This window comes from Nitrospirota bacterium (assembly GCA_016180645.1).
Taxonomy (GTDB): Bacteria; JACPQY01; JACPQY01; order JACPQY01; family JACPQY01; genus JACPAV01.
The window spans coordinates 39552-60199 of record JACPAV010000025.1; the positions used below are offsets into that span (position 1 = coordinate 39552).

18 protein-coding genes are annotated in these 20648 nt (G+C 63.0%); 13 read left to right on the plus strand and 5 right to left on the minus strand.

The annotated features are described in order from the left end of the window. Positions 1-16 precede the first annotated feature (16 nt). The 3 genes from HYT87_14845 to HYT87_14855 are packed head-to-tail and all read left to right on the plus strand — an operon-like array spanning position 17 to position 6361. Positions 17-1552 carry a TraB/VirB10 family protein gene (locus tag HYT87_14845; GenBank protein ID MBI2061042.1) on the plus strand — a complete coding sequence of 512 codons (1536 nt, stop codon included), beginning with the start codon at positions 17-19 and terminating at the stop codon, positions 1550-1552. A gap of 43 nt (positions 1553-1595) precedes the next feature. Further along, a complete protein-coding gene (locus HYT87_14850) occupies positions 1596-1940 on the plus strand; it encodes a TraV family lipoprotein (GenBank protein ID MBI2061043.1) in 345 nt (114 codons plus the stop codon). Between the two features lie 29 nt (positions 1941-1969). Continuing rightward, positions 1970-6361 carry a hypothetical protein gene (locus tag HYT87_14855; protein ID MBI2061044.1) on the plus strand — a complete coding sequence of 1464 codons (4392 nt, stop codon included), beginning with the start codon at positions 1970-1972 and terminating at the stop codon, positions 6359-6361. 91 nt (positions 6362-6452) lie between these two features. On the opposite strand, the gene HYT87_14860 is transcribed toward HYT87_14855, so the two are convergent. Further along, positions 6453-6680 (minus strand): helix-turn-helix transcriptional regulator, encoded by a 228-nt coding sequence (locus HYT87_14860; GenBank protein ID MBI2061045.1) that lies wholly within the window; start codon positions 6678-6680, stop codon positions 6453-6455. A gap of 70 nt (positions 6681-6750) precedes the next feature. Between HYT87_14860 and HYT87_14865 the strand changes: the two genes are divergently transcribed. Both HYT87_14865 and HYT87_14870 read left to right on the plus strand, forming a co-directional pair. Next, the gene (locus tag HYT87_14865) at positions 6751-7173 is read left to right on the plus strand and encodes a response regulator (protein ID MBI2061046.1); all 423 of its coding nucleotides are present in this window, start codon (positions 6751-6753) and stop codon (positions 7171-7173) included. Positions 7174-7575: 402 nt separating this feature from the next. After that, positions 7576-9525 carry a PAS domain S-box protein gene (locus tag HYT87_14870; GenBank protein ID MBI2061047.1) on the plus strand — a complete coding sequence of 650 codons (1950 nt, stop codon included), beginning with the start codon at positions 7576-7578 and terminating at the stop codon, positions 9523-9525. Between the two features lie 340 nt (positions 9526-9865). Here the strand turns inward: HYT87_14870 and HYT87_14875 are convergent, their stop codons facing one another. After that, positions 9866-10105: a hypothetical protein gene (locus HYT87_14875; GenBank protein MBI2061048.1), complete on the minus strand. Its 240-nt coding sequence runs from the start codon at positions 10103-10105 to the stop codon at positions 9866-9868. Positions 10106-10199: 94 nt separating this feature from the next. Here HYT87_14875 and HYT87_14880 point away from each other — a divergent pair, with 94 nt between their 5' ends. From HYT87_14880 to HYT87_14890, 3 genes are all read left to right on the plus strand, one after another. Continuing rightward, positions 10200-11849, plus strand: a complete 1650-nt coding sequence (locus tag HYT87_14880) for a hypothetical protein (GenBank protein MBI2061049.1) — start codon at positions 10200-10202, stop codon at positions 11847-11849. Continuing rightward, the gene (locus HYT87_14885) at positions 11833-12690 is read left to right on the plus strand and encodes a nucleotidyl transferase AbiEii/AbiGii toxin family protein (GenBank protein ID MBI2061050.1); all 858 of its coding nucleotides are present in this window, start codon (positions 11833-11835) and stop codon (positions 12688-12690) included. Before HYT87_14880 ends, HYT87_14885 begins: the two co-directional genes overlap by 17 nt. Positions 12691-12988: 298 nt before the next feature. Then, complete coding sequence (locus HYT87_14890) at positions 12989-13192, plus strand: hypothetical protein (protein MBI2061051.1); 204 nt, start codon at positions 12989-12991, stop codon at positions 13190-13192. Between the two features lie 152 nt (positions 13193-13344). On the opposite strand, the gene HYT87_14895 is transcribed toward HYT87_14890, so the two are convergent. Continuing rightward, positions 13345-13665, minus strand: coding sequence for a hypothetical protein (locus HYT87_14895; GenBank protein MBI2061052.1), 321 nt, complete (start codon positions 13663-13665; stop codon positions 13345-13347). 170 nt (positions 13666-13835) lie between these two features. Here HYT87_14895 and HYT87_14900 point away from each other — a divergent pair, with 170 nt between their 5' ends. From HYT87_14900 to HYT87_14910, 3 genes are read left to right on the plus strand one after another with little or no spacing between them, the layout of a single operon-like run. Next, positions 13836-14261: a hypothetical protein gene (locus tag HYT87_14900; protein ID MBI2061053.1), complete on the plus strand. Its 426-nt coding sequence runs from the start codon at positions 13836-13838 to the stop codon at positions 14259-14261. Between the two features lies 1 nt (position 14262). Beyond that, positions 14263-14418 (plus strand): hypothetical protein, encoded by a 156-nt coding sequence (locus tag HYT87_14905; GenBank protein ID MBI2061054.1) that lies wholly within the window; start codon positions 14263-14265, stop codon positions 14416-14418. 51 nt (positions 14419-14469) lie between these two features. Next, on the plus strand, positions 14470-14787 hold the full coding sequence (locus tag HYT87_14910; protein MBI2061055.1) for a hypothetical protein: 318 nt from the start codon (positions 14470-14472) through the stop codon (positions 14785-14787). A 623-nt stretch (positions 14788-15410) separates the two neighbouring features. On the opposite strand, the gene HYT87_14915 is transcribed toward HYT87_14910, so the two are convergent. Further along, entirely contained in the window at positions 15411-16460 is a 1050-nt protein-coding gene (locus tag HYT87_14915) for a nucleoside hydrolase (protein MBI2061056.1), read from the minus strand. Between the two features lie 76 nt (positions 16461-16536). Continuing rightward, entirely contained in the window at positions 16537-18084 is a 1548-nt protein-coding gene (locus tag HYT87_14920; protein MBI2061057.1) for a Tn3 family transposase, read from the minus strand. Positions 18085-18190: 106 nt separating this feature from the next. Here HYT87_14920 and HYT87_14925 point away from each other — a divergent pair, with 106 nt between their 5' ends. Both HYT87_14925 and HYT87_14930 read left to right on the plus strand, forming a co-directional pair. After that, complete coding sequence (locus HYT87_14925) at positions 18191-19555, plus strand: cellulase family glycosylhydrolase (protein MBI2061058.1); 1365 nt, start codon at positions 18191-18193, stop codon at positions 19553-19555. Next, positions 19533-20417 carry a hypothetical protein gene (locus HYT87_14930; GenBank protein ID MBI2061059.1) on the plus strand — a complete coding sequence of 295 codons (885 nt, stop codon included), beginning with the start codon at positions 19533-19535 and terminating at the stop codon, positions 20415-20417. The genes HYT87_14925 and HYT87_14930 overlap by 23 nt, the downstream gene beginning before the upstream one ends. Positions 20418-20648: the final 231 nt, after the last annotated feature.

Below are 20648 nucleotides of genomic sequence, written 5' to 3' on the forward strand. Positions count from 1 at the left end.
AGGTAGGAAGGAAACCGTGGAAGAAGGAGAAAGGGGCAAGACGGGTGGCGACGCGGGATCGATGCCGGGATCCTATGATTCTTCTCCTCATCGTCTCCGGAGAGAAGCGGAGGGGGCGCCGGTCGGTTCGGGAGCGGAGGATGGAACCGAGATTAGCGGGTCGTGCGCTGTCGGAGAGAGCAACCCGGGACCTGCGTCGGTGGCGGCGCAGGATCCCCATAACTATTCCCATCGCCGTCCCCGGAGCAACGCAGAGTGGACGGAAAGAATGGACCTCACACTGAAAACCCACGGGCTTTCACGCCGGCAGGCGGTCGTGGGCGCAGGTCTTGTGCTGGCGGCCCTTATGGCGATCATCACGGCCGGGCGGGCAACCGGAGAGGCGCCGCCACTGGACGTTCTGAAGGAGGGCGTCGTAGGCGGTGCCGAGGCGCAGCCTACGGGGAAGGCTGTCCAAGCCGCGGTGAATTTGCCGCCCGTGCTGGGCGGCGCGGAGGGAATTGAGGGAGAGACGCCGGCGAAGCCGGAGGAGGATCCGGTAGCACGGTGGCGAGCGATGGGCGCCGAGGCTGAAGCGGCGGGAGGCGAGCAGAGGGCGGTAGTAAGAGCCGGAAGTGGGTTCGACTCCGCTCAGAATGCGGATGCGCTGATCAACCGGGAGAAAATGAAGGATATGGAGCGACGCCTTGAGGAGTCGGAGGAGTCGAGGCACCAGCTGGAACTCTCCCTCATGAAGGAGATCGCCGAGCTGAAGAACAAGGCGGAGGGTGGGCGATCCATCACAACCATTTCAGGGAGCGGCGGGGCGTCCGGTTCGGAAGGCCACGCAGGCCACGAGGGCATGGCGGAGGCGCGACCGGTCGGGAGAGGGAAAATTATTGTGAACCCGAGCGCGGGCGCGGCTTCGGACGAGAGCGGCGTGTACTTTCCGAGCGGAAGTTTCGCGGCAGGCGTGCTGCTGACGGGTGCGCTCGCCCCGGATACGGATCAGCAGCTGCCGTACCCGCTGCTCGTGCGTCTGCAGGGTTCGTTCGTGGGACCGAACCGATTCAAGATTCCGGCGCACGGGTGTTTCGCGCTGGGGCGGGCGAGCGGCCGGGCGGTGGCGAGGCGCGCGGAGATCCAGGTGTTTCAGATGAGCTGCGTCTATGAGGACGGGACGTCGATGGACCGCAAGATCAACGGCTGGGTGTCGGGCGAAGACGGCATCCTGGGGGTGCCGGGTATTGTGGAGAACCATGACGGCCTGTACATCGCGGGGACGATTGCCGCCCGGACCGCGCAGGCGTTTTCGCAGGCGATTGCGGCGTCGCAGCTGACGACGCAGCTCACGCCGCTGGGCGGCGCTCAGCAGAAGGTGGACGGAAGTCTCGTGTCTTACGGGTTTTCGAGCGCGGGCGCGGGTTTCTTCGACTCGCTCGCAAAGATTATGGAAGAAAGGATCCGTCGCAACGTTCCGGTCATCAGAGTGGAACCGGGAAAGGAGATTCATGTCGTACTGGCTCAAGGTTTCGAGGGGATGCCCCCCGATCTGGCTCTTCCTGTGCACTAGCCTGGCGCTCTCGGCGTCCGTCGGCTGTTCCGCGCGGGCGCGAATGAGGACGCTGGGCGAGACGTACCGGGAGGCCCTTTCGGAAGGGACGCGCAAAGAGGGGCGGGCTTACCTGGACCAACTCCAGGTGGAGCGCCCGGCCGGGTTTGCCGAGCCGTTTACGCCCGTGAGAAGGAGCGAGGAGAGCCAAGCGTACTGGGTCGAGCCGTATTTTGCCGGGGAGGACGAGGCGCACGACGGCCACTGGATGGTGATCATCGTGAAAGGGAGTACATGGAATTCCGACCTGGTGCTGCAGAAGGGTCTGCTGGCGCTGCCGGGACCCACGATGCCGAAGCCTCCGAGAGCGATGGCGGACGAAGGGACGATGAACGGGGGCATCAAGTAAGAGGTGAAGGCAAAGGTGAGAAGGCAAAAGTGGGCGAGGGAGAAAGCGAGAATATCAACGTGCAGGACATGAAGAATCTGAAGAAACGGAAGGGCGCTTGGGCAGGCTCACGACCTCATAAGGCGCTGAGTCAATCGAAGGGAGCGCAACCGAGCGGCGCCAGGACGGCACAGCCGTCCGGCCCTGCCTGCCGCGACGCCTCCGCGTCCTGCGGCGCAGGCAGGGACTCGCTGGACGCGACGAAGCGGGGCGTTCCCGTCTTGAGTTTCCTCCTGGCCGCGGCGGCGCTCTGCGGGACGGCGGCGTGCGCCCCGCCGGAGCCGGCGACGTACATCATCTATATCGAGGCGGAGAAGTCGCTCACGTCGGCGGTGGAGAGATTTGCGCCGGTGGCACGGATCGACCGGGGGGAGAGCGTGCTGGACGACGGCGTACCGGTGGGCTTCCAGATCGGCGAGGACGGCGCGTCGTATGTGTCGCTGGGATTCGAAGGTCGGCTTGGGAATGCGGAGGACCCGGTCACTCTGACGCTCCATGACCGGAGAGTGGATCTCATCGGCGTGAAGCTCATGCGGGCCAGGAACAGTGAGGGGGTCCTGACGCGGGACGGCGAGGCGACGGCGTTTCCCGATTCGGACGAGGACGGCGTGGAAAATCTCATCGAGGCGTATCTGGGGACGGATCCCTTCTCGAAAGGGCAAAGGCCGCCCGAGGACCAGGCGCAAAAGATTGCGGAGGATGTCTTTCCGGAACTGGCTTCTCAGCGAAAGGCGCGTAGCACCGGGAATACGGGAGGGGCTGGGGCCGGCGACCCCGGTGCGGGGGTCGATACGAAAATCACGACAAAACCTTCGAAGCCCGTGTCATCGGATGCCGTAACAATTCGGTTCATCGCGGTGGGGAAGGCGGAGGGGGCGAGGTTGGAATGTTCGGTGGACGACGGTGCGTTTGGGGAGTGTGTCTCGCCGCTGACGCTTACGGGCCTCGCGGAAGGGCCGCACCGGTTGCGGGTCAGGGCGGTCGCCGGCGACGGCGAGGTGGATGCGACGCCGGCGGAGGCCGTCGTCGTCGTGGACCGCACGCCACCCGCGACGAAAATCACGGGGACCCCATCGGGCGTGAAGAACGAGGGGAAAGTGTCTCTCCAGTTTGAGTCGACGGAGGCGGGGAGCGCATTCCTGTGTTCCGTGGATCAGAGCCCGGTGCAGGCGTGTTCGCCCGGTCAGGGAGTTTCAGTCGGATCGGACGGCCGCCACACCATTCGGGTCTTCGCCATGGATGCCGCGGGAAACCGGGATCCTGTAGGAGCGGAGGCGGTTGTGGATGTGGATCTGACGCCGCCGACGGTAAAGTGGCTTGCCGCGCCGGCCGCCGTGACGAACCGCACGGAGGTAACGGTGACGGCTGCCGCGGAGGACCGCGCGGGAGTCGCTGTGATCGAGTGCGCGGTGCGCGGTGCTGCCGAGAAGGATCAGTCGCCCCCTCCGCTGCGCTCCACGGACGACGAGATGAAGAATCATGGGGTCTTTACGTCGCCCCGGTGGGAGGCCTGCGGGTCGGGCATGATGGTCCGGGGACTGGCGGAGGGCGCCTTCGTGGCCATGACCCGGGCGAAGGATCGGGCGGGAAACGTGAGTGCCGTTCTCGAAACAGCTTTCATCGTGGACCTCACGGCGCCGGCCGTTCGCATCAAGGAGGGGCCGGCCGAGGTCAGCGCGATGAAGCAGGTGTCGTTCGTCCTGGAAGGCTCGGAGGATGTAGAGACCTTCCGCTGCGGAATGGACGAAGAGTGGTCGGCCTGCGGGGGTACCTGGAGCGTGCCGAGCGTGCCGGAGGGGCGCCACTTGGCGCAGGCCGAGGGCGTCGACAAGGCGGGTAACGTGGGCCGAAGCGAGGCGTACGCCTTTACGATCGATCGATCGCCGCCGGAGATCCGGGTCGTGTCCGGGCCGGTGGATGGGACCAACCAGTCGTCGGTTGTCTTTCGGATGGGGATTACAGATGCGCTTTCGGGTGGGGCAAGGCTCGAGTGTTCCGCGGACGGCGGGGCGTTCAGCGATTGCCTGGAAAAGGGCGTGACGTTTTCAAGCCTGACGACCGGAGCGCACGTGCTCGCCGTGAGGGCGGCGGATGGAGCGGGGAATGCGGCGGCAAGCAAATTTACGTTTGTTGTGGACCGGACGGCGCCGACGGTGACGGCCTCCGTGGCGGCCGGCTGGCTCAAGTCGCCGGGGGCGGTGATGTTCTCGGCGGCCGACGACAGCGGCGTCGCCCCGGCGGTCGACTACTGTTTCGCTCTGGGGGCAGGGTCCTGTGTGCCGTCGGTTCGCGCGGTCGATGGAGTGGGAGAGATAAGCTGCGAGGCCGGGGCGATCTGCGAGGGAAACGTGCATTTCACGGCGGTGGACCGGGCGGGGAACCGCTCGGAGGTTGTGCGCGTAAGCGTCAAGGTGGATGCGCAGGGGCCTATGATCGGGGGGGATGTCGCGTTCACGATGATGGGGACGCGAGGCGCGAGTCTGAGCGCGCGATTCGATGACGCGGGTGTAGGCGAAGTGAAAGACTGTCTTCTTGAGTTTGCGGACTCCGCGGGCGTGACGAGTCAAACGAAAGCGGCGGTGGGTGGAGTGTGTTCGGTCTCGCGCGCATGCGAAAGAAAAGGACCACTCGTCTTGGGTGTCGTGGCGCTCGATGCGGTAGGGAACGGATCGGCCCTGGTGGAAAGGACGATGACCTGCGATTCGGCGCCGCCCGCGACAAGTATTACGTTTGGGCCGGACGTGAAGGAGTCCCCCGGGAGGTTCATCGACGGCGGGCCCGGGTTCACGACGAGACGCTACCCGTTCGCGGTGACGGACGGGGACGGTGTGGGGCCACGGGAGGTGCGCTACTGGGTGACGGGCATGAGCGGGGAGGCGAGCTGCTTGTGGACGAGCCCGGGAGGCTGCGGTTTCGAGGTTGCGTGTTTGGGTTCGGTTTGCCTCGGAACGGTCCGGTTCTACTCGGTCGACCAGTTCGGGAATGAAGAGGCGCTGAAGGCGGTGGCTTATACCATCGATCGAAAGGGCCCGGTGTTCGCTTTCGTGGCCGACGGAGAACTGTACGGACGAGACGCGGCCGTTCTGTCTTCGAAAGGGGTGACGCTGCGCGCGTGCGGGAACTTCTATGCCAGCGACACGACGACCACGGTCGCGCGGTACGAGGCGGGTCTGTCACAGGGGGTGAGCGGCTGCGGGAGGTCCGACGTGTCGTTCGCGGGGATCTCGCCGTCCGACGCGCTTCGCCCGGCGGGATGCGTTTCAATGGCCGGTCGTCCGGCGAACAACCGGTACTGTTTCACGGTCAAGGCATACGACGAGTTTGGAAACGTCGGGTGTGCGTCGTCGTGCGACAGGGAGGCCGGGGTGTACTTTTTCGACAATGGAGGACTGGGCCTGTTTTCGCCGGCGGAGGTCGTCGTGCAGAACCGGAGCGACGGGGCGAGTGTGATCAGTATCGGCGGACCCGACAAAGTTGTCCGGTATAGCCCGCTCGCCGGCGGTTTCGAAAAGGTGACCGACCTGGCGCCGGTTGCGGCCGGTCCGGAGGCCGTTCGGATGGGCATCTTGGACGACGGCTGCGTACAGACGTTCTACGAGACTCCGCTTCCCACGGAGGTGAGGGTTGTAGGCTGCCCGTCAATGGAAGAGGGAGTGCTCTCGGGGGCTGAGGCGCTCCTCGGAACGTCGAAGGGATCGTTTTGGGTCACAACGGGGGCCAATGCGCTCATAGGATTCGGCACATGGGATCCGGCGAAGGCCGTCGCCGTAAGCATGACGGATGTCCTGCCGCTACCGAAGGAGGGACTCACGCGCGCCCTGGCCTCGACGTCGTCGAGTTCGACGGCGCATGTAAAGTGGGTGGCCACGGGGGCGAGAAGCTCATCGCCAGGATCGGCTTTCTCCATTCGAAGAATCGTCCATCCGTCCCATGAGATTTCAATTCTTGATGCGTCGGCTCTCTCGGACGGCCAGAATACGTATGCGCTCGAGGGCATCGCGCTGGTCGTTGTCGAGGAGGCGGGCGAATCCCTCGTGATCGCGCAGGGTGTTCGGCAGACGAATTCGGGCTTCGTCCGGAAATTGTTCTACGGTTTTACGACTCCGGCTGGAACGGTTGCGATGAGGATACTGGGGGACGGGGCATCGGGTTTTCCGGTTGCGGCTGTCTTGCCAGGCGTGTGCAGCGACGCGAAGAGGATCGTCGTGGGAGTCGGCTCTGGGCTGATCCGCGGAAAACTGGACCTCGGGACGCGAGCGATTACGGGCATCGAGACCAGCCAGTATCCGGGATGGGTGTTCCAGTCGCTTGGGGCCGACATGGAATGCCAAGTGTACGGCACCGTAATTGCGGATGGGGCACGATATGTCGTGACACCGTAAGGGGAGGCTGGGAATCAGCTTTGCCGGCTAGGGCCGCATGAGAATGGTGCGGTGATCTGGGCCGTCTCGCGGGAGATCACCCCATCCCTCGCTATCGAATCAGTCGATACGCGGCCACTTGGAGGGCGCGGGCCAGCTTCGCCAGCGTTCGAAGCGTGATGTTTGCCGACCGGGAACGGGTGGATTCCAGGCGCTGGTAGTACTTGTAGGGGATCCCGAACCGCTCCATGTCCTCCTGGGTGAGGCCCCGCTGCTCTCGGAATCGCCGGAGGTTCCGGGCGAGCCGCGCGCGGACGGCTGCGTAACGGTCGGTCGCCATGGCGCGAATGGTAGCCAGACGGCTTGACCGTAAACACCCCAATATATTAGGGTGTACGGATGGGCTACGAATGGATAAACTTCCGGAACTAGGCATGGACGCCACCCACGCGCAAGGATTACGCCGCTCGCCCTTCGGACCCGTGGTTCTCATCGTGGACGATGATGATCAGATCCGAAGCCTGCTCCGCCGGCTCCTTTCAGGGCGCTGCCGGTGCATCGAGGCGGCGGATGGAACGGAGGGATACGCGCTCGCGCTCCGCGAAACCCCGGACATCATCCTCACGGACCATGAGATGCCGGGTCTCAAGGGGGCCGACCTTTGCCGTACGATTCGCGGTTCTCCCGCCCTGGCCGGAACGAAGATCATCCTCATGAGCGGGACGTTTTCGGGCGAGGGGGCCTCTCCCGAGAAGGCGAGTGGGTGCGATGCCTTCCTCAAGAAGCCGTTCGACCCGCAGGAACTCTACGAAACCCTGGGGCTTGGGGCCTGAAGACGGTTGTGTGACCGCGGGGTGACCTCCCTCCACGCCATGCCCCGGCGCGAGCGGACCGTGGATCGGAGCAATTCCGTCATCGACTCTGGACAGTGCGACGCGAGGGCATGACGGGCGGTTCAATTCAACCTGCACCGAGGCCATTTCACATGCAGCCCTTCCTGGGCCACTTTTGCGTGGGCCCTCGCCGTCATTATCCCTCACAAAGCGGTTACCGGCTTGTGGGCTGAGCCGGTCATCCTTGGTGAGCCGGAAAAGGAGGCGCACCTTGATGGCCGTCATAGGCAATCGGAATCCGGTGAGCGCATACTTTGTGCCAAGGAGGAAGCTGGTATGCGCAGTCCGCGCGGGTCTTGGATCAGCCGGCGAGGTAACCCTGTCAGGGGAGGAGACTCCGGCATGACGAACGCCGCACAACCCACTCCCCCAGGACCAATTCCGAACGAAGTGCTGGGTGAACTTCTGCAACACCAGTCGCTGGTCGGCCTCTACATGCTTCAAGGCGCAAGATTCCGGTATGCCAACGAGAGGATGGCGGAGATGCTCGGGTATTCCCTCCAGGAGCTCCTCGACATTCCCTCGTTCATGGAACTGGTTGTCGAAGAGGACCGTTCCCTCGTTGCGGAGAAAATGCGTCGGAGACTCGCGGGCGAATCGGCCGCCGAGGAGTATGTCATCCGAGTTCGGACCAAGAGCGGGGCGATCCGACACATCGAGGTCCACGGCGCCGCCACGCCATTGGACGGTGCGCGGGCCATCTTCGGTGTCGCCATCGACGTAACGCCTCAGTGGGCTCTGGACGACTTGCTGAGTATTCCCGAAGTCGCCCTACGACATATCCTCGACCTCTCGAACGATTCGATCGCTCTCCACGACATCGACAGCTTCGCCGTGGTCGAAGCCAACAACAAGTTCTACGAGTTGCACGGGTACGCCCCCGAGGAAGCCGGCAGGATAAGGATCGACGATCTCGGTACCAACCAGGCGCCCTATTCCAAGGATGAACTCCTGCCCATCATCGAGCGGGTTAGGGGGGGGGAGCCCCGGACCTTCGAGTGGCTCACCAGGCACAAGTCCGGCCGCATCTTCCCTGTGGAAGTAAGCCTGTGGCGCACCACGGTCAAGGGACGGGACAGAATCCTGGCCGTTGTCCGCGACCTGACGAAACAGAAGGCCCTTGAAGACCGGCTCGTGCGATCGCAAAAGCTGGAGGTGGTCGGAAGGCTGGCCGCCGGGATCGCGCACGATTTCAACAACAACCTGACAACCATCCTGGGGTACGCCGATCTTCTATCACGAGAACTGGAAGCGGGATCCGAACCGGGCCGCTACGCCGCCGAGATCAGAGATTCCGCCAAGCGGGCTTCAGCGGTCTCTCAGAGGCTGCTGACCTTCAGCCGGAGGGAACTCGTCAAGCCCGTGGAGCTTGAGTTGAATGCGGCGATTTCCGACCTCGAAAAGACATTCAGGCGTCTCATCGGCGAGAACATCGAGTTGCGGGTTACGCCCTGCATCGAGCGCTGCTGGATCAAGGCCGACCCGGGACAACTTGAGCAGGTGCTTCTCAACCTGGTCATCAATGCAAGGGACGCCATGCCTGACGGCGGGACACTGGCCATCGAAACCAAGAGGGGCATGTCCGCCGGCGCCGGCCCGGCGGCCGATCGCACCGCGCGGGAACCGTTTATCCAGGTGTCCGTAACGGACACGGGAACCGGCATGACGCAAGAGACCCAGGCCCGCCTCTTCGAACCGTTTTTCACCACCAAGGAAGAAGACAAGGGAACGGGGTTGGGGCTGTCTACAAGCCGTGAGATTGTGAGGCAGATGGGAGGCGAGATAAAGGTGTGGAGCGAACCCGGCCGGGGATCAAGATTCGAAGTCCATTTGCCTCAAGCACTCCATGCGACCCTCTCCACTCATCCGAAAGTGCATCCCGCCCCGCGGGGGGGGAGGGAAACAGTCCTTCTCGTCGAGGACGACGATCAGATCCGGGATCTCGCCGTTCGGTTCCTGCGGATGTCGGGCTACAAGGTCATCGAGGCGTGCGATGGAGTGGAGGCTCTGGAGTTGTCGGAACGCCATTCGGAAGCCATCGACCTTCTTGTCACGGATGTTGTGATGCCTCGCAAGGGAGGCTGGGAGCTGGCCGCCGAACTGCACGCATCACGACCGGAAACGAAAACCCTTTACATGACCGGATATGTGGACAACGCCTTCATGAGCCAAAGGCTCGGCGAGTTGGGGAGGTCGCTGGTTCGGAAGCCGTTTACGTTGGACGATCTCGGTCGCTCTGTCCGCGAGGCTTTGGGCGCCGACTCTCGGGATCGATCCTCGGAGTCTGCCTGAGGGCCTGACGCCCCCAGATCGGCTGCAATCGAAAACCAAATCAATGGTAAGCGCGGCCCATGCGATCTTTCCGCGGCGGCCGATTCCTTGTTGGTTTCCGGTGGAATGTTGGTCCAAAACAAGAGGCGCGGGCCCCCTGCGAGGATACGGGGGAGCGAAGAGGCCCGCGCCGTAAAGACTTCTTGGGGGGATGATGCGTCTCCCCCACTACGGGCTCGATTCTAGTCCCGGCAGGTAAATTGTCAACTGGGGTGATGTCCTTACTCGCAGTGGTGTTGTGAGAACCGGAACCTCCTTATCGACATGGGACGATGGCCCGTCCCCTTCTGACCTTGGCGCCTCATCTTCCCGCAGGAAGCACTTTGTCTCTCTTTCCCGTCTCACGCGCGATTTCTTGGGAGAGGATCTTTGGAAGTTGTTTGATGAGCGCCCAACGGGCCCGCGCCAGGAATTCTTTCAGCCCCATTGCATGAAGGTGGCGCTCTTGCCATCCAGGTAGAACGGCGTCCGGTCGGGGATCGGTCAGGTCCGGCGATCGGAGTCGGAGGCGATTGGACGCGAGGTGGGAGACGAAGGCCATGTTTCCTGTGGGGTGACTGCGCGCGTTTCGCGGAACCAACGCGGCAAACCGGCGGGATTGACGATGAGTTCAATATATGCTACACATTTACCCTATGGTAAATATTATGCATACAGGCCGGCGCACTGGAAGGATTCCGGTCGCAGATCTTGAACAAGAGGCGGTAGGGGGGATCCTCCAGCTCATCTCGCATATCGGAGTCAAGGTCAGGCAGGACAGGAGGCCGAGGCGGGAGCGGGGGGGTGGGGGCATCGGGTGGGACCGCGTGCTGAGGGCCCGGCACGGGGGGGAGGAGGCCCGGATCGGGATTCGGATCGTACGAAGAGGCGAGCCGAGTGCTGTCCTCGAGGCGATCGGCGTGATTTCGCTCATCAGAAAGAGGCCGGGCGAGCATGCGACGCGGCCCATCATCTTCGCCCCGTCTCTGACGGAGCGGGCCATGGAGCTCTGCGACGAAGCGGATGTGGGCTACCTGGATCGCCTCGGAAACGTCGCGGTGCGATTTCTGAACGTGGTTGTGCAGAAGGAAAAGGAAAAAAGCATGCCCTGGCCCAGACGCGAGCTTCGGCATCTCTTCGCGCCCAAGACATCGAGGGCCATTCGGGTCCTGCTTACAGCCCCGGCCCGAGCGTGGACCCAGAAGGGGCTGGCGGACGAAGCGGACGTCAACATTGCCCTTGTCAACCGCTTGGTGAGACGGCTCAAGGTCGAGGGACTCGTCGCCCTATATCACAAGCGATGGATCGTGACGGACCCGAAGACGCTCCTGGGAAGGTGGCTTCAGGCGTACGCCTTCGGGGACGCACATCTGAGCCTGCCCTGTTTCGATGTGCAAGGGGCGCAGGGACTCTACCGAGGTCTGCGGGATCTCGCCGAGAAGCGCGGGCTGCGGTGGGCCGTGACGCTCTACTCGGGCGCGAACATGCGGTCCCCCTTTACGACGGCGCAGGTCACGCATGTCTACATCGGGGGGGCGGACGTGCATGAAACGGCGGAGGCGCTCGAGTTGAGGCCGGTCGGGAAGGGTGCAAACGTGGTCCTCATCGAGCCGGGGGATGAGGGTGTGTTCCACGGCGCACGGGAGATTGAGGGCGTTCCCGTTGTGTCTGATCTTCAACTCTACCTGGACCTGAAGACATCCGGAGGGCGGGCTGCGGAGCAGGCCGAGCACTTGGTGGAGAAGGGACTCGTGGCGGCCGCGAAAGAGTGCGCCGCCCCCCCCTTGGGGATCGTCCTGGGAGGCATCCCTTCGGATGTGGGTGGAGAGGATGACGGCGCGCCCGGCGATCGGGCGGCGCAGGCGGTTTTGCTTGTCGAAAGGGAGATCGAGAAAACCATGACTCGGGGCAAGTCGCGGGGGAGTAGGAGAGCCGAATGGCTGCGCGCGACCTTGTGGCTCCTCCGCCTCCAAGCGGCGATGGAGGAGGACCGGAAGCATTTCCTCGAGTCGGCGGAGCGGATCGTGTCAACCGATACGGCGACCGACGCCTTGGAGGCGCGGGGACTCTTGGATGGAGCGCTGGTGTCGTATGGGCGGGCGCTGCGCAACGGCCTGAAGGCGAGGTGGGAGACGGATCCTCATGATCGTAAGCACTATCGGGCGGACTTTCAGCGGCAGCTGCGCCTTCTGTTGAACGTGGAGAGTCAGCCGACGTGGCTGAGGCCGTGGATCGAGCGTCTCAAGACATGGTCCGAAGACGAATCCCGCGGAGTGGGGGAGAAGGGCGATGGCGGAGCCGCGTAGCCCGGAAATAACGCGGGCCTTGGAGGAGGTTCTCGTCGAGATCCTGACGCACCTGGGCCGGTACGCCGAGCACATGGTGGTGGTTGGGGGGATGGGTACTTACCTGCTCATCCGGGACCACGTGGGGCCGGAGGGATACATCGGGACGCGGGACATCGATCTCTTGGTGAATCCCTCGGAGATCCCGGGGACGGTGTATGCGCGGATCAGCGAGATCCTGTCGGACCACGGTTTCCAGCAGAAGAAGGACCTGCTGGGAAAGCCAATCCCAAGCATTTTCGTGCGGACCAAACTCCTTCCCGGAGAGGGCGTTTGGGACGAGGAAATCGATTTCCTGGCTCCCGAGTACGGGGGGTCGGGCCGGAAACGGCGGCATCAGCGCGTGCAGGATCTTCTGGCCCGCAAGGTTCGGGGTGGAGACTTGGCGTTGGAGGGGGCGATGACGGTCCCTGTGCGGGGCGTGCTTCCCTCGGGTGCGCCGCAGACAAGATCCATCCGTGTCGCTTCGCCTGCATCGCTTCTCGTCATGAAGGCGGTCACGTTCGGCGATCGGAAGGAGGACAAGGACGCGTATGACATTGTCATGCTTCTGCGCCATGCTCCGGGAGGGCTGGATTCGGCGGTGGAGTACTTCACGGTTCATGGCTCACACGGTTTGGTGAGGGAGGCCGTGCGAGTACTGGAGGAGGCGTTTGGAGGATCGGATTCGATCGGCCCGGCGGGGGCGGCATCCAGCATGGGGGCCACCGGCCCCGAGGTCAGAGCCCAGGATAGGCAGTTGGCGTTCGAGGTGGTGCAGAGGTTTCTCAAGCGTATTTGGAGGGGCGGAGGAGCGCCATGACTTGGATGGAGTGATGGGGGCCTTGCCGTTTTTGCGCGGCATGTTGGGCGCCGACTTCCCAGAGGGAACGCCCTCTCCCCATCCCAATCCCATCCAAAACCAAGAAGGAAAAAGAATCCATTGAAAGAGATTGCGAAGAAGAGGCCTGTTCCTCTGGGAAGCGTACACCCCGCAACATTTCCCCTGCCCTGTGGTAGGATCAGCCGGAGTGGAGAGAAAGAACGTGTCCCGTCAAACGGGAGGACGTGTCACCCCATGCAACGGGGCAAGCTGTCCCGCGTGATCGGAGGTCAACACAATGATGACGGTGCCCAAGAAGGAATTCGTTGAAGGCTACTCCGTCTGGGTCGGCGACGACACGCCGATCGATCTCAAGGTGAGAATTCTCGCCGCGATTGCGAGCTACCAGATGGGAATCAAAAGCATGGACAGAACGCTCAAGCTCTACGGAGAAAACTGGACCGCCCAGTTCGAGAGGGAAGGGGTGGTGAGATTGCAATAACCATGGAACAGGGGCAACTGTTCAAACCCTCCGCCGACACGGTCCTTCCCACCGACGCGGAAAGCGAAGTGGAGCGCCCACTGCGGGATTTCGCGAAGATCCCCGCGGAATGATGCAGCCGGACTTCCATCCGGCCGCATACCATCGCGATCCTACGCTGTGAGGGATCCAAGGCCCTCCGGACCGGTCATGGTCTGGAGAGAGTGGAGAATGTCCTTGGGGACAGGCAGGAGCTTCCCTCCCGCGAAGGCAAGCGTGATGCGCTCGTAGTCGGGGTAGAGTACGGCCGTGTGGAAGGATCGCCGCCTGTATGCAAAGAACTCGTCCATCGCCACCTGGAGGACTTCCTTGGGATCGGGGGCGTGGATGGTGAACGCGACGCTGAACGGTCCGAGGTCGCGCCCGTGATGCCTGGCGGTGTAGGGAATCCTCACGAGGGAGCGAGCGGGCGCCTTCGCTTCGAGCTTCGCCATGGCGAGATCCATTGTAACCTGCCGACAGGGTCGGTGGAAGTGGAAAAGGGGTATTGCAACGGTTTCCGAAGTGGGTTACAAGTGCGGGGCTTTGCGACCTGCCTCCAAGAGTAGTTATAACCAATGGGGAGAGGCTGGAGCGAGAGCAATGGAATGAAGGAGGATGATTCGTGGCAAAACCAAAGAGAAAGAAAGCCAGGGGCAAGGTCATCCTGGCAGGTGAGTACGCGCGCAAGTCACTAGCCGCGCTCAGACCGTCGTCGATCAACGATCTGGTCAAGAAAGTGAAGGCCGTCACTGGGCGCAGACTCGCGTTTGCAACGGCGAAGGCCCTGTATCAGGAGTTCCGATCCAAGGTGGGCGCTTCGGCCCCGGCAGACGAAAGGCCGGCACCCCGGCGGATCCCTCGACCAACCCGTCGGGCGGTGTCACCACAGAACGGCGAGCAGTACTTGGTGGTGACGAGGGACCGGGGCTTCAGGCTTGAAGTCCTGCGCTACATGGACAAGGGGCAGGCGGAGAGAAAGGCAACCGAGATGATCGGAGCGGGGCGAAAAACGCGCGTCCTGGTCGCGAACCTGAGAGAGGAGGAGTGAGATGGCACAGAAAAAGCCTTTTGGCGGCATGACAATCGACTTTGGAGGCCGCAAAGAAAGTATTGAGAGCGTCTTCGGAACGGGGGCTCTCAAGCCCAGCGACATGACGAAGAAGCTCTGGTCCTTCATCAAGTCCAAGAAGCTCATCAGGAAGTAGTCGCCTTTTCGGTCCGAGAGGACCGCCGGGGTACTGAACCGATTCTCTGGGTTGAAGAGCACAAGTAAGAGCCGGCGGCGGCCTGTCCCCACCGCGCCGCTGGGGGCGGCTGGGCCGGCAACGAGGGAAACCGTCGAAGCGCGGCTCAAGGCGGCGGCCGACCGTATGGTATGGGCTCTGGAGTCGGCGCTCAAGGTTGCGGCGGCGCCTCGTGACAAGCGGAAAGCGCGGAAGATTCTCCGGATAGCCCGCCACCTCAAGAAGAGCGCCTACAAGGCGCTGGGTGAAGTCGCGCCCGAGGTCGATCGTCCCACGCGAGTCGAAGGCTTCAAGAAGCCGCTCAAGGCGCTATCGCGCAAACTTCAGTAGGATCCGACGTCTTGGCGCGATCGGAAGGGATCGGGGCATTCCGCCGCTCAAGCCATGATCCCACCACCTGTCACCAAGTCGAAGACTTGCCTTTCGGCAGTGACAGGTGGTGGGATGATTGACAAACCACCTTTCGTTGGTACGATGCAGTGACGGCATTGGGGGTGGAGTGATGACGATGAACACGCCGACAGAAGAGTCTGGGCGATGCGGATCCCGGATGACGGGACGCGCGTCCGAAGTGAGCCAAATCGGCCATGGGCGGAGTCGTTGGCGGAGGTTGGAGTGTCCAACTTCCGAGTAGAGATGCATGGCGCGGGCCCCGTTCGCTCCCCGTTCCTCGCAGGGGGCCCGCGCCTCTTCCTTCCTGACCCCGTCGCCCTCGCCCACGTGACGGCCTTCCCATGAGAGCACACATCCTTTCCGGACCAAACTCCGCGACTTGGCGAACATGCGCGCGTTGCCATGTGACCCTGCTGGGCGGCGGTTTTCGCTGCCGACACTGCCGGATGCTCTTGCCAAGCCTGAACAGGCGGAGCGGCATGCTCACGTTCGTTCTCCTCGCACTTTCAACGCTCGCTGTAGCTCTGGCCTTACGCAGCCAGGGCTGATCCCCCACCACCTCAGGGGCGCGACAAAAGATCCATGAACAGCTGCTTGAACCTCTCTGTGTCCAGATCCTCCCAAACCGTGACGGGAGAACGCCCATCCGATTCCTGCAGGACGACGGTTCTGCCCCAGTCCTCCGACCCTGGGTCCGTGACGATGCGGATGAACCGGGTGGAGCTTTTTGTGAGAAGAGAAGGATCGAGTTCGCACAGGATGCCGATCGAACCGTAGGGATAGAATCCTCCCGCCACGGCCTCCATGATCGAGAGCCACGAAGAGGCGCGCTCGGTGAGGAATTCGGCAAGAAGCGTTCCACTGGATTCGAGCCTCTCGAAATCGGCCCGCGTGACGACGGTATCCATCGTGATGTCCAGGGGGACGAGGACCGCTCGTTGCGCGTTCCGGAGGACGTACTCCGCGGCCTGCGGGTCGAACCCCACGTTTGCCTCCGCCCGGAACCGGAGCGGCACGTTGCCCGCGACGTCCACGGCCCCGCTCACGATGATGAGTCTCCCAAGATTCCCCGCGAAATCCGGATCCGCCATCATGGCCGTTGCAATATTGGTGAGGGATCCCTGGGCGAAGAGCGTAATGGCCCCCGGATGCTCTTTCACAACCGCGACGAGAAACCGCGAGGCCTCCGTCTCCTCCCCCAGCCGGCTCGCCCGATCGGCGCCCGCGTAGACGGGGACCTTCGCGTGGCCGGCCACCGAGAGGACCTCTTTGGCCACACGGACTTCATCGTTCAGCGTCCCGTTCCCGAAGACGATCGTGAGTCCGAGGAGCCTCACGTCCTCCCTTCTCGTGAGGACGGCAATGTCGAACCCGTCATCCACCTCCGAGATCGGGGTGAGGTCGATCGTGGGATCGGAGTCCATCACGACGAGCCGCCGGTCGTCCGGAGCGTTCTCCTGGCAGCAGGTGAGAGCGAGAATTCCGATTGCGGCGCAAAGAAAGGAAGCTGTGAGCCGGTCACGCCAACGGCGTGCCTGCCCGGATGATCCCTGCATCGGAACGGCGCGGGACGGGGCTTCAGAACGCGCGTCCGCCGGCCGGCGGATCATCCCACCACCTCCCACAGGCCGCAGAGCGGCCTCGGATCTAGCGGCTCGCTTGGCGAGCCGGTGGGAGGTGGTGGGATCATAGGCCGGCGCGGCTCAGAAGCCTGCGCACGGCGTCCACCCCGACTTCCAAATCCGACTTGGACAGAATCCGGTCGATCGTGTGGGGCCTAATCTCTGTCTCCACCTTGGCGCGAGCCCGATCGGTAAGCTCTTGCGAAACGGCGAGGTCCTTCGCGGCCGTTCCGATCTTGTCCGCCTGTTCCTCCGTGAGCGGCACGGCCCCCCAGCGCCTGAGCTGCTCCCTGTAGAGGCCAAGGTAGTAGAACCTTTCTTCAAGAACGTTTTCCATCCTTGAGACCAGAGCGTCATCCAGCGAACCCGGCTTGCGGCTCCCTTCGAGAATGATGCTGAAGAACTCCCGGCTGTCGGAGGCGAGGCGCTTCAAGTTGGATGCGACGGGGTCGAGCATTTCGAGCGGCTGGAACTGGGGATCTCCTTCGGGCGGCTTCCAGCGGCCGGAACCGGCGCGTGATGGCGTGGGGCCCGCGGCCTTGTTGCGGATCTCCTGTCCGCCTTGGCGGAACGCGGGTAGGCTCGCCGATTTGGTGGCGGTCCGGCAGCAGAACTTGTATTTCTTGCCGCTCCCGCAAGGGCAGGGGGCGTAGACATCGCCTGGAGGCATGCCGACCCCAGGCGTCACGTCCCGCCCTTTCAGGAGGTCTTCGGGAGCGAAACCGAGATTGTCCAGGTCGAGGTTCCCGTCGGCAAAATCACCCGCAAGGACGGAACTGAGCGACCCCAGCATGGACTCGCTCTCCTTGCGCATCTGGTCCAGACGGTCTGTACCCACCCGGTGGAGGAGATCGTTGAGCGGCCCCCGGTTGCCGTTTTCCGCCTCGCGGCACGCCGCGTTGAACTCGTTCGAGATCTCGCCCCACTTTTCGCGCCACGCGGCCATGAGACCATCGCGATCCCGCACGCGCTCCTCGTGTGAGGAGGGACTCGCGACGGTTTCGGCAGGAGGCGTGAACGAGAGATCGAACCGCGCCCGTTCTTTCGCGTCGCCCAGGAGCGACGTCAGGAACCGGCTGCGGGCCGATCGGCCGACCTCCCGGAAGCCCTCGAAGGCCTTGGGAGAAAGATCCCGAACGTGTGCGAAGACGCGCGAGACCTTAAGGATGCCCTCCTGGACCGACGCGAGAACGCGGGCCATGTCGTCCCACGATTCTCGAATGAGGTCTTCATTGATTTCGGGCATCGTGGCCTCGGCGAAACCGAGCCGCCTGCGGATCGCGGGTGGGGCCAGGATCGGGTAGACCCCCATGCGCTTCATGACGAGTTTCAGGCGGAAAGAGAGCATTTCCGTCAGGCCGAAGGCGAGGTCAACCCACTCGGTGAACTTTCCGACTGATTTTTCGCGCTCCAACCGGAACCACTCGGAAGCATGCGGATACTCGTCGCGCGTGACGACCTTCTCCCCGGCAGGATCGGAACGCTTGCCGACCTCGGTGATGGCGAGACCGCGTGTCCGCGCGTCATCGAGGAGTTTGTCCAGGTGGGCGAAGACGAGAGGGAGATCCTCCTCGGTCACGACCAAGTTGCGCGCGGGACACTTTTCAGCCACCGGGATCCTCCATTGCGTGCCGTACCACGGCACATGCCGGGCCGTCAAGGTGAAGCACCGAAATCCGAGCGTTGAGTGCCTGGCCCCGGAAGGACATAATCCGGGCGTGGATTGGAGAATCATGCTGACGGTCTTTCTGCTGCTTGCACCCGCCGGTGTCGGTTGCGCGGGTGACGGTGAGACATGCGGTTCGTCGGCGTCCTCCGTGACGCCGTTCCGCGCGGGAAAAGACTTCATCTACGACGCCTCGGAGAGGGTCACAATTCCGAGAGGTGTGAACGTCCCCGGCAACTACGACTATCCGTTCAAGTACACATCGGCGGATCTGGACCTGATCGCCTCTTTCGGCTTCAACTTCATCCGGCTCGGGATTTCCTGGAAGCACATGGAGCCGAAGGAAGGGACCTATGACATGGCGCACGTCGATCAATACCGAAACTTCATCCGTGAGGCGGGTGAGCGCGGCATCTATGCCATGATCGAGGTCCACCAAGTCAACTGGTGCATGAAAGGGGGCGACGTCCCCGAATGGATGTGCGAGGAAATACCCCCATTGTGGGACGACCTCGGGACGATCCTTAAAGAGGCTGACCGCTTCTGGAAAAGCGAGGAACTTCGGGCCAAACTCATTCGCTTCTGGATATTTCTGGCTCGGAACTTCAACGATCTTGACTCCCTTTTCGGCTATGACATCCTCAACGAGCCCACATCGAGTTACGGCATCCTTTTCGGGGAATTCGAGAAGTGTTGCCTCTTCCCCTTCTACCGGAACGTCATTTCAGCCATAAGAGAGGTCGACTCGCGCAGACCCATTGCTCTGGAGCCGAACGTCCTTTCCACCGCGCTTCGCGACTACACCGAGCCCTTCCCCTACGACAACCTGCTGTTCTCGCCGCATCCCTACTTTCCCCACACCTACGGGGGGCAAGGGCTCATCATCTTGGCGAAAGAAACGCCTGTAGACATCAGGGAAAAGTATGGGAGGTACGTCCAAGAGGCGAAAGTCATGGGCGTTCCTGTCCTTGTGGGCGAATACGGGGGTCCGGAAGAAGACAAGCATGACTTTGTGCCCGCGTGGTTGGAAGAAAGCCATCGAATGCAGGACCAGTATCTGTTGGGAGCCGCCTACTGGGTGTATAACCCCGACGACACGATGTGGTCCATCGTAGACAGGAACAGAACCCCGAAGCCCTACTATCTTGAGCGGCTCCGGCGACCCTACCCGAGATTCACCGCCGGCATCCCGCTCTCGCTTTCCTTCGACCGTTCGGAGGGGCACTTTTCCTACTCGTACGCGCCGTCCGGCGGCTCGTGCGGCACGACGGAGATATTCCTGCCGCAGGCCATGATGGAAACGGGCCACCTGCGCGTGGCGGGGGCGCGAAAATGGTCGTACGATCCGAGCCGGGAGGTGCTCGCTGTCGGGAGCGCGAGGGCGAAAGAAGTCCATGTCGAAATCGCGTCCGAGTAGGAGACTTGCGCGCCGCCTGCTGGTTCTCGCGTCGGTCGGGGTGCTCGTTTCCTGTGGCGGGGAAAGTGGTCCTGCCGCCGTGGACACGGGCCGGACAGAGATGGAGGGCCTTGTGGCCTGGACGAAAAATCCATCGCTTCAGAAAGGACTGGGGCTGTGGGAAGCGCGGACGTTCTGTTGGACGATCGGCGGGGACTGTCGAGACAACATTCGGTCAAGCCGGGCGGAGTGGACGGGGGACGGGAACGTGTATCTGCGGGCCGAGGATGAGAACATGGGAGACCTCGGAACTCACGTGGCCGCCCTCACCCAGGGGACGGATTTCGACGGTCACCCTCGGGGGACGTCGCTGCTGCAGATCAGGAACGGCGATGTTGAAGCGGCGTACATTCTGTTCGACCGCTCCGACGCGGGCGCCACGGGCTGCTCCGGCGTTGCCGGTTCGGGCAACATCATCAATTTCTGGCTCCGCCATCCTGAAACGGGCGCCCGCTGGGTGACGGACTTCTACTTCGAGACGGTCGGCCTAAACGCCGGCTTCGGGGAGCGGGCCGCGCCGCACAACGAGTTCGTCCAGGAAAGGACCCTGCTCGGCATCGACTGGTACGCCTACCAGTTCGAAATCACCAAGTTCCCCGACTACTGGAGCAAGACCGTCGACGCCGAAGGTGTGGAACACTGGGTCATCAACTTGAAGGCGTTGCTCGACCGGGGCGCGGCGTTCTCCGGACGGGACCTGAAGAACTATGTTTGGCACTACGTCGAAGTGGTCTCGGAGAACGTCTGCGCCGGAGGGAAAGTCGGCGAAAGCGCCTCTTGGCAGCGCGTCCACTATTTCGAAATCCGGATGAAGCTTCGCTGATGCGACGCCGTCCGATCCTCGACCGGGGAGACGTCTCTTACCTGTATAGGTCAGGCCACTTCGCTCGGTGCGAGGGGATAGCCAGGATAGCGTGTCGCACGTTACCCCCACCGGGGGCCTGGGATACAGGCCAGAGCGGTATGCATGAAAGGGCTTGCGCGGGTCATCGGGAACAGTTGGCGATATGCGTTCGTTGCCACGTAACCCTCTGCGGTCGCGAGGTCCGATGCC

What these genes read in the sequence shown, in the direction of transcription:
- HYT87_14850 (MBI2061043.1), top strand. Translation starts at nt 1,596, where the DNA reads ATGAGGACGCTGGGCGAGACGTACCGGGAGGCCCTTTCGGAAGGGACG.
- HYT87_14860 (MBI2061045.1), bottom strand. Translation starts at nt 6,680, where the DNA reads ATGGCGACCGACCGTTACGCAGCCGTCCGCGCGCGGCTCGCCCGGAAC.
- HYT87_14865 (MBI2061046.1), top strand. Translation starts at nt 6,751, where the DNA reads ATGGATAAACTTCCGGAACTAGGCATGGACGCCACCCACGCGCAAGGA.
- HYT87_14870 (MBI2061047.1), top strand. Translation starts at nt 7,576, where the DNA reads ATGACGAACGCCGCACAACCCACTCCCCCAGGACCAATTCCGAACGAA.
- HYT87_14875 (MBI2061048.1), bottom strand. Translation starts at nt 10,105, where the DNA reads ATGGCCTTCGTCTCCCACCTCGCGTCCAATCGCCTCCGACTCCGATCG.
- HYT87_14880 (MBI2061049.1), top strand. Translation starts at nt 10,200, where the DNA reads ATGGTAAATATTATGCATACAGGCCGGCGCACTGGAAGGATTCCGGTC.
- HYT87_14885 (MBI2061050.1), top strand. Translation starts at nt 11,833, where the DNA reads ATGGCGGAGCCGCGTAGCCCGGAAATAACGCGGGCCTTGGAGGAGGTT.
- HYT87_14890 (MBI2061051.1), top strand. Translation starts at nt 12,989, where the DNA reads ATGATGACGGTGCCCAAGAAGGAATTCGTTGAAGGCTACTCCGTCTGG.
- HYT87_14895 (MBI2061052.1), bottom strand. Translation starts at nt 13,665, where the DNA reads ATGGCGAAGCTCGAAGCGAAGGCGCCCGCTCGCTCCCTCGTGAGGATT.
- HYT87_14905 (MBI2061054.1), top strand. Translation starts at nt 14,263, where the DNA reads ATGGCACAGAAAAAGCCTTTTGGCGGCATGACAATCGACTTTGGAGGC.
- HYT87_14915 (MBI2061056.1), bottom strand. Translation starts at nt 16,460, where the DNA reads ATGATCCGCCGGCCGGCGGACGCGCGTTCTGAAGCCCCGTCCCGCGCC.
- HYT87_14930 (MBI2061059.1), top strand. Translation starts at nt 19,533, where the DNA reads ATGTCGAAATCGCGTCCGAGTAGGAGACTTGCGCGCCGCCTGCTGGTT.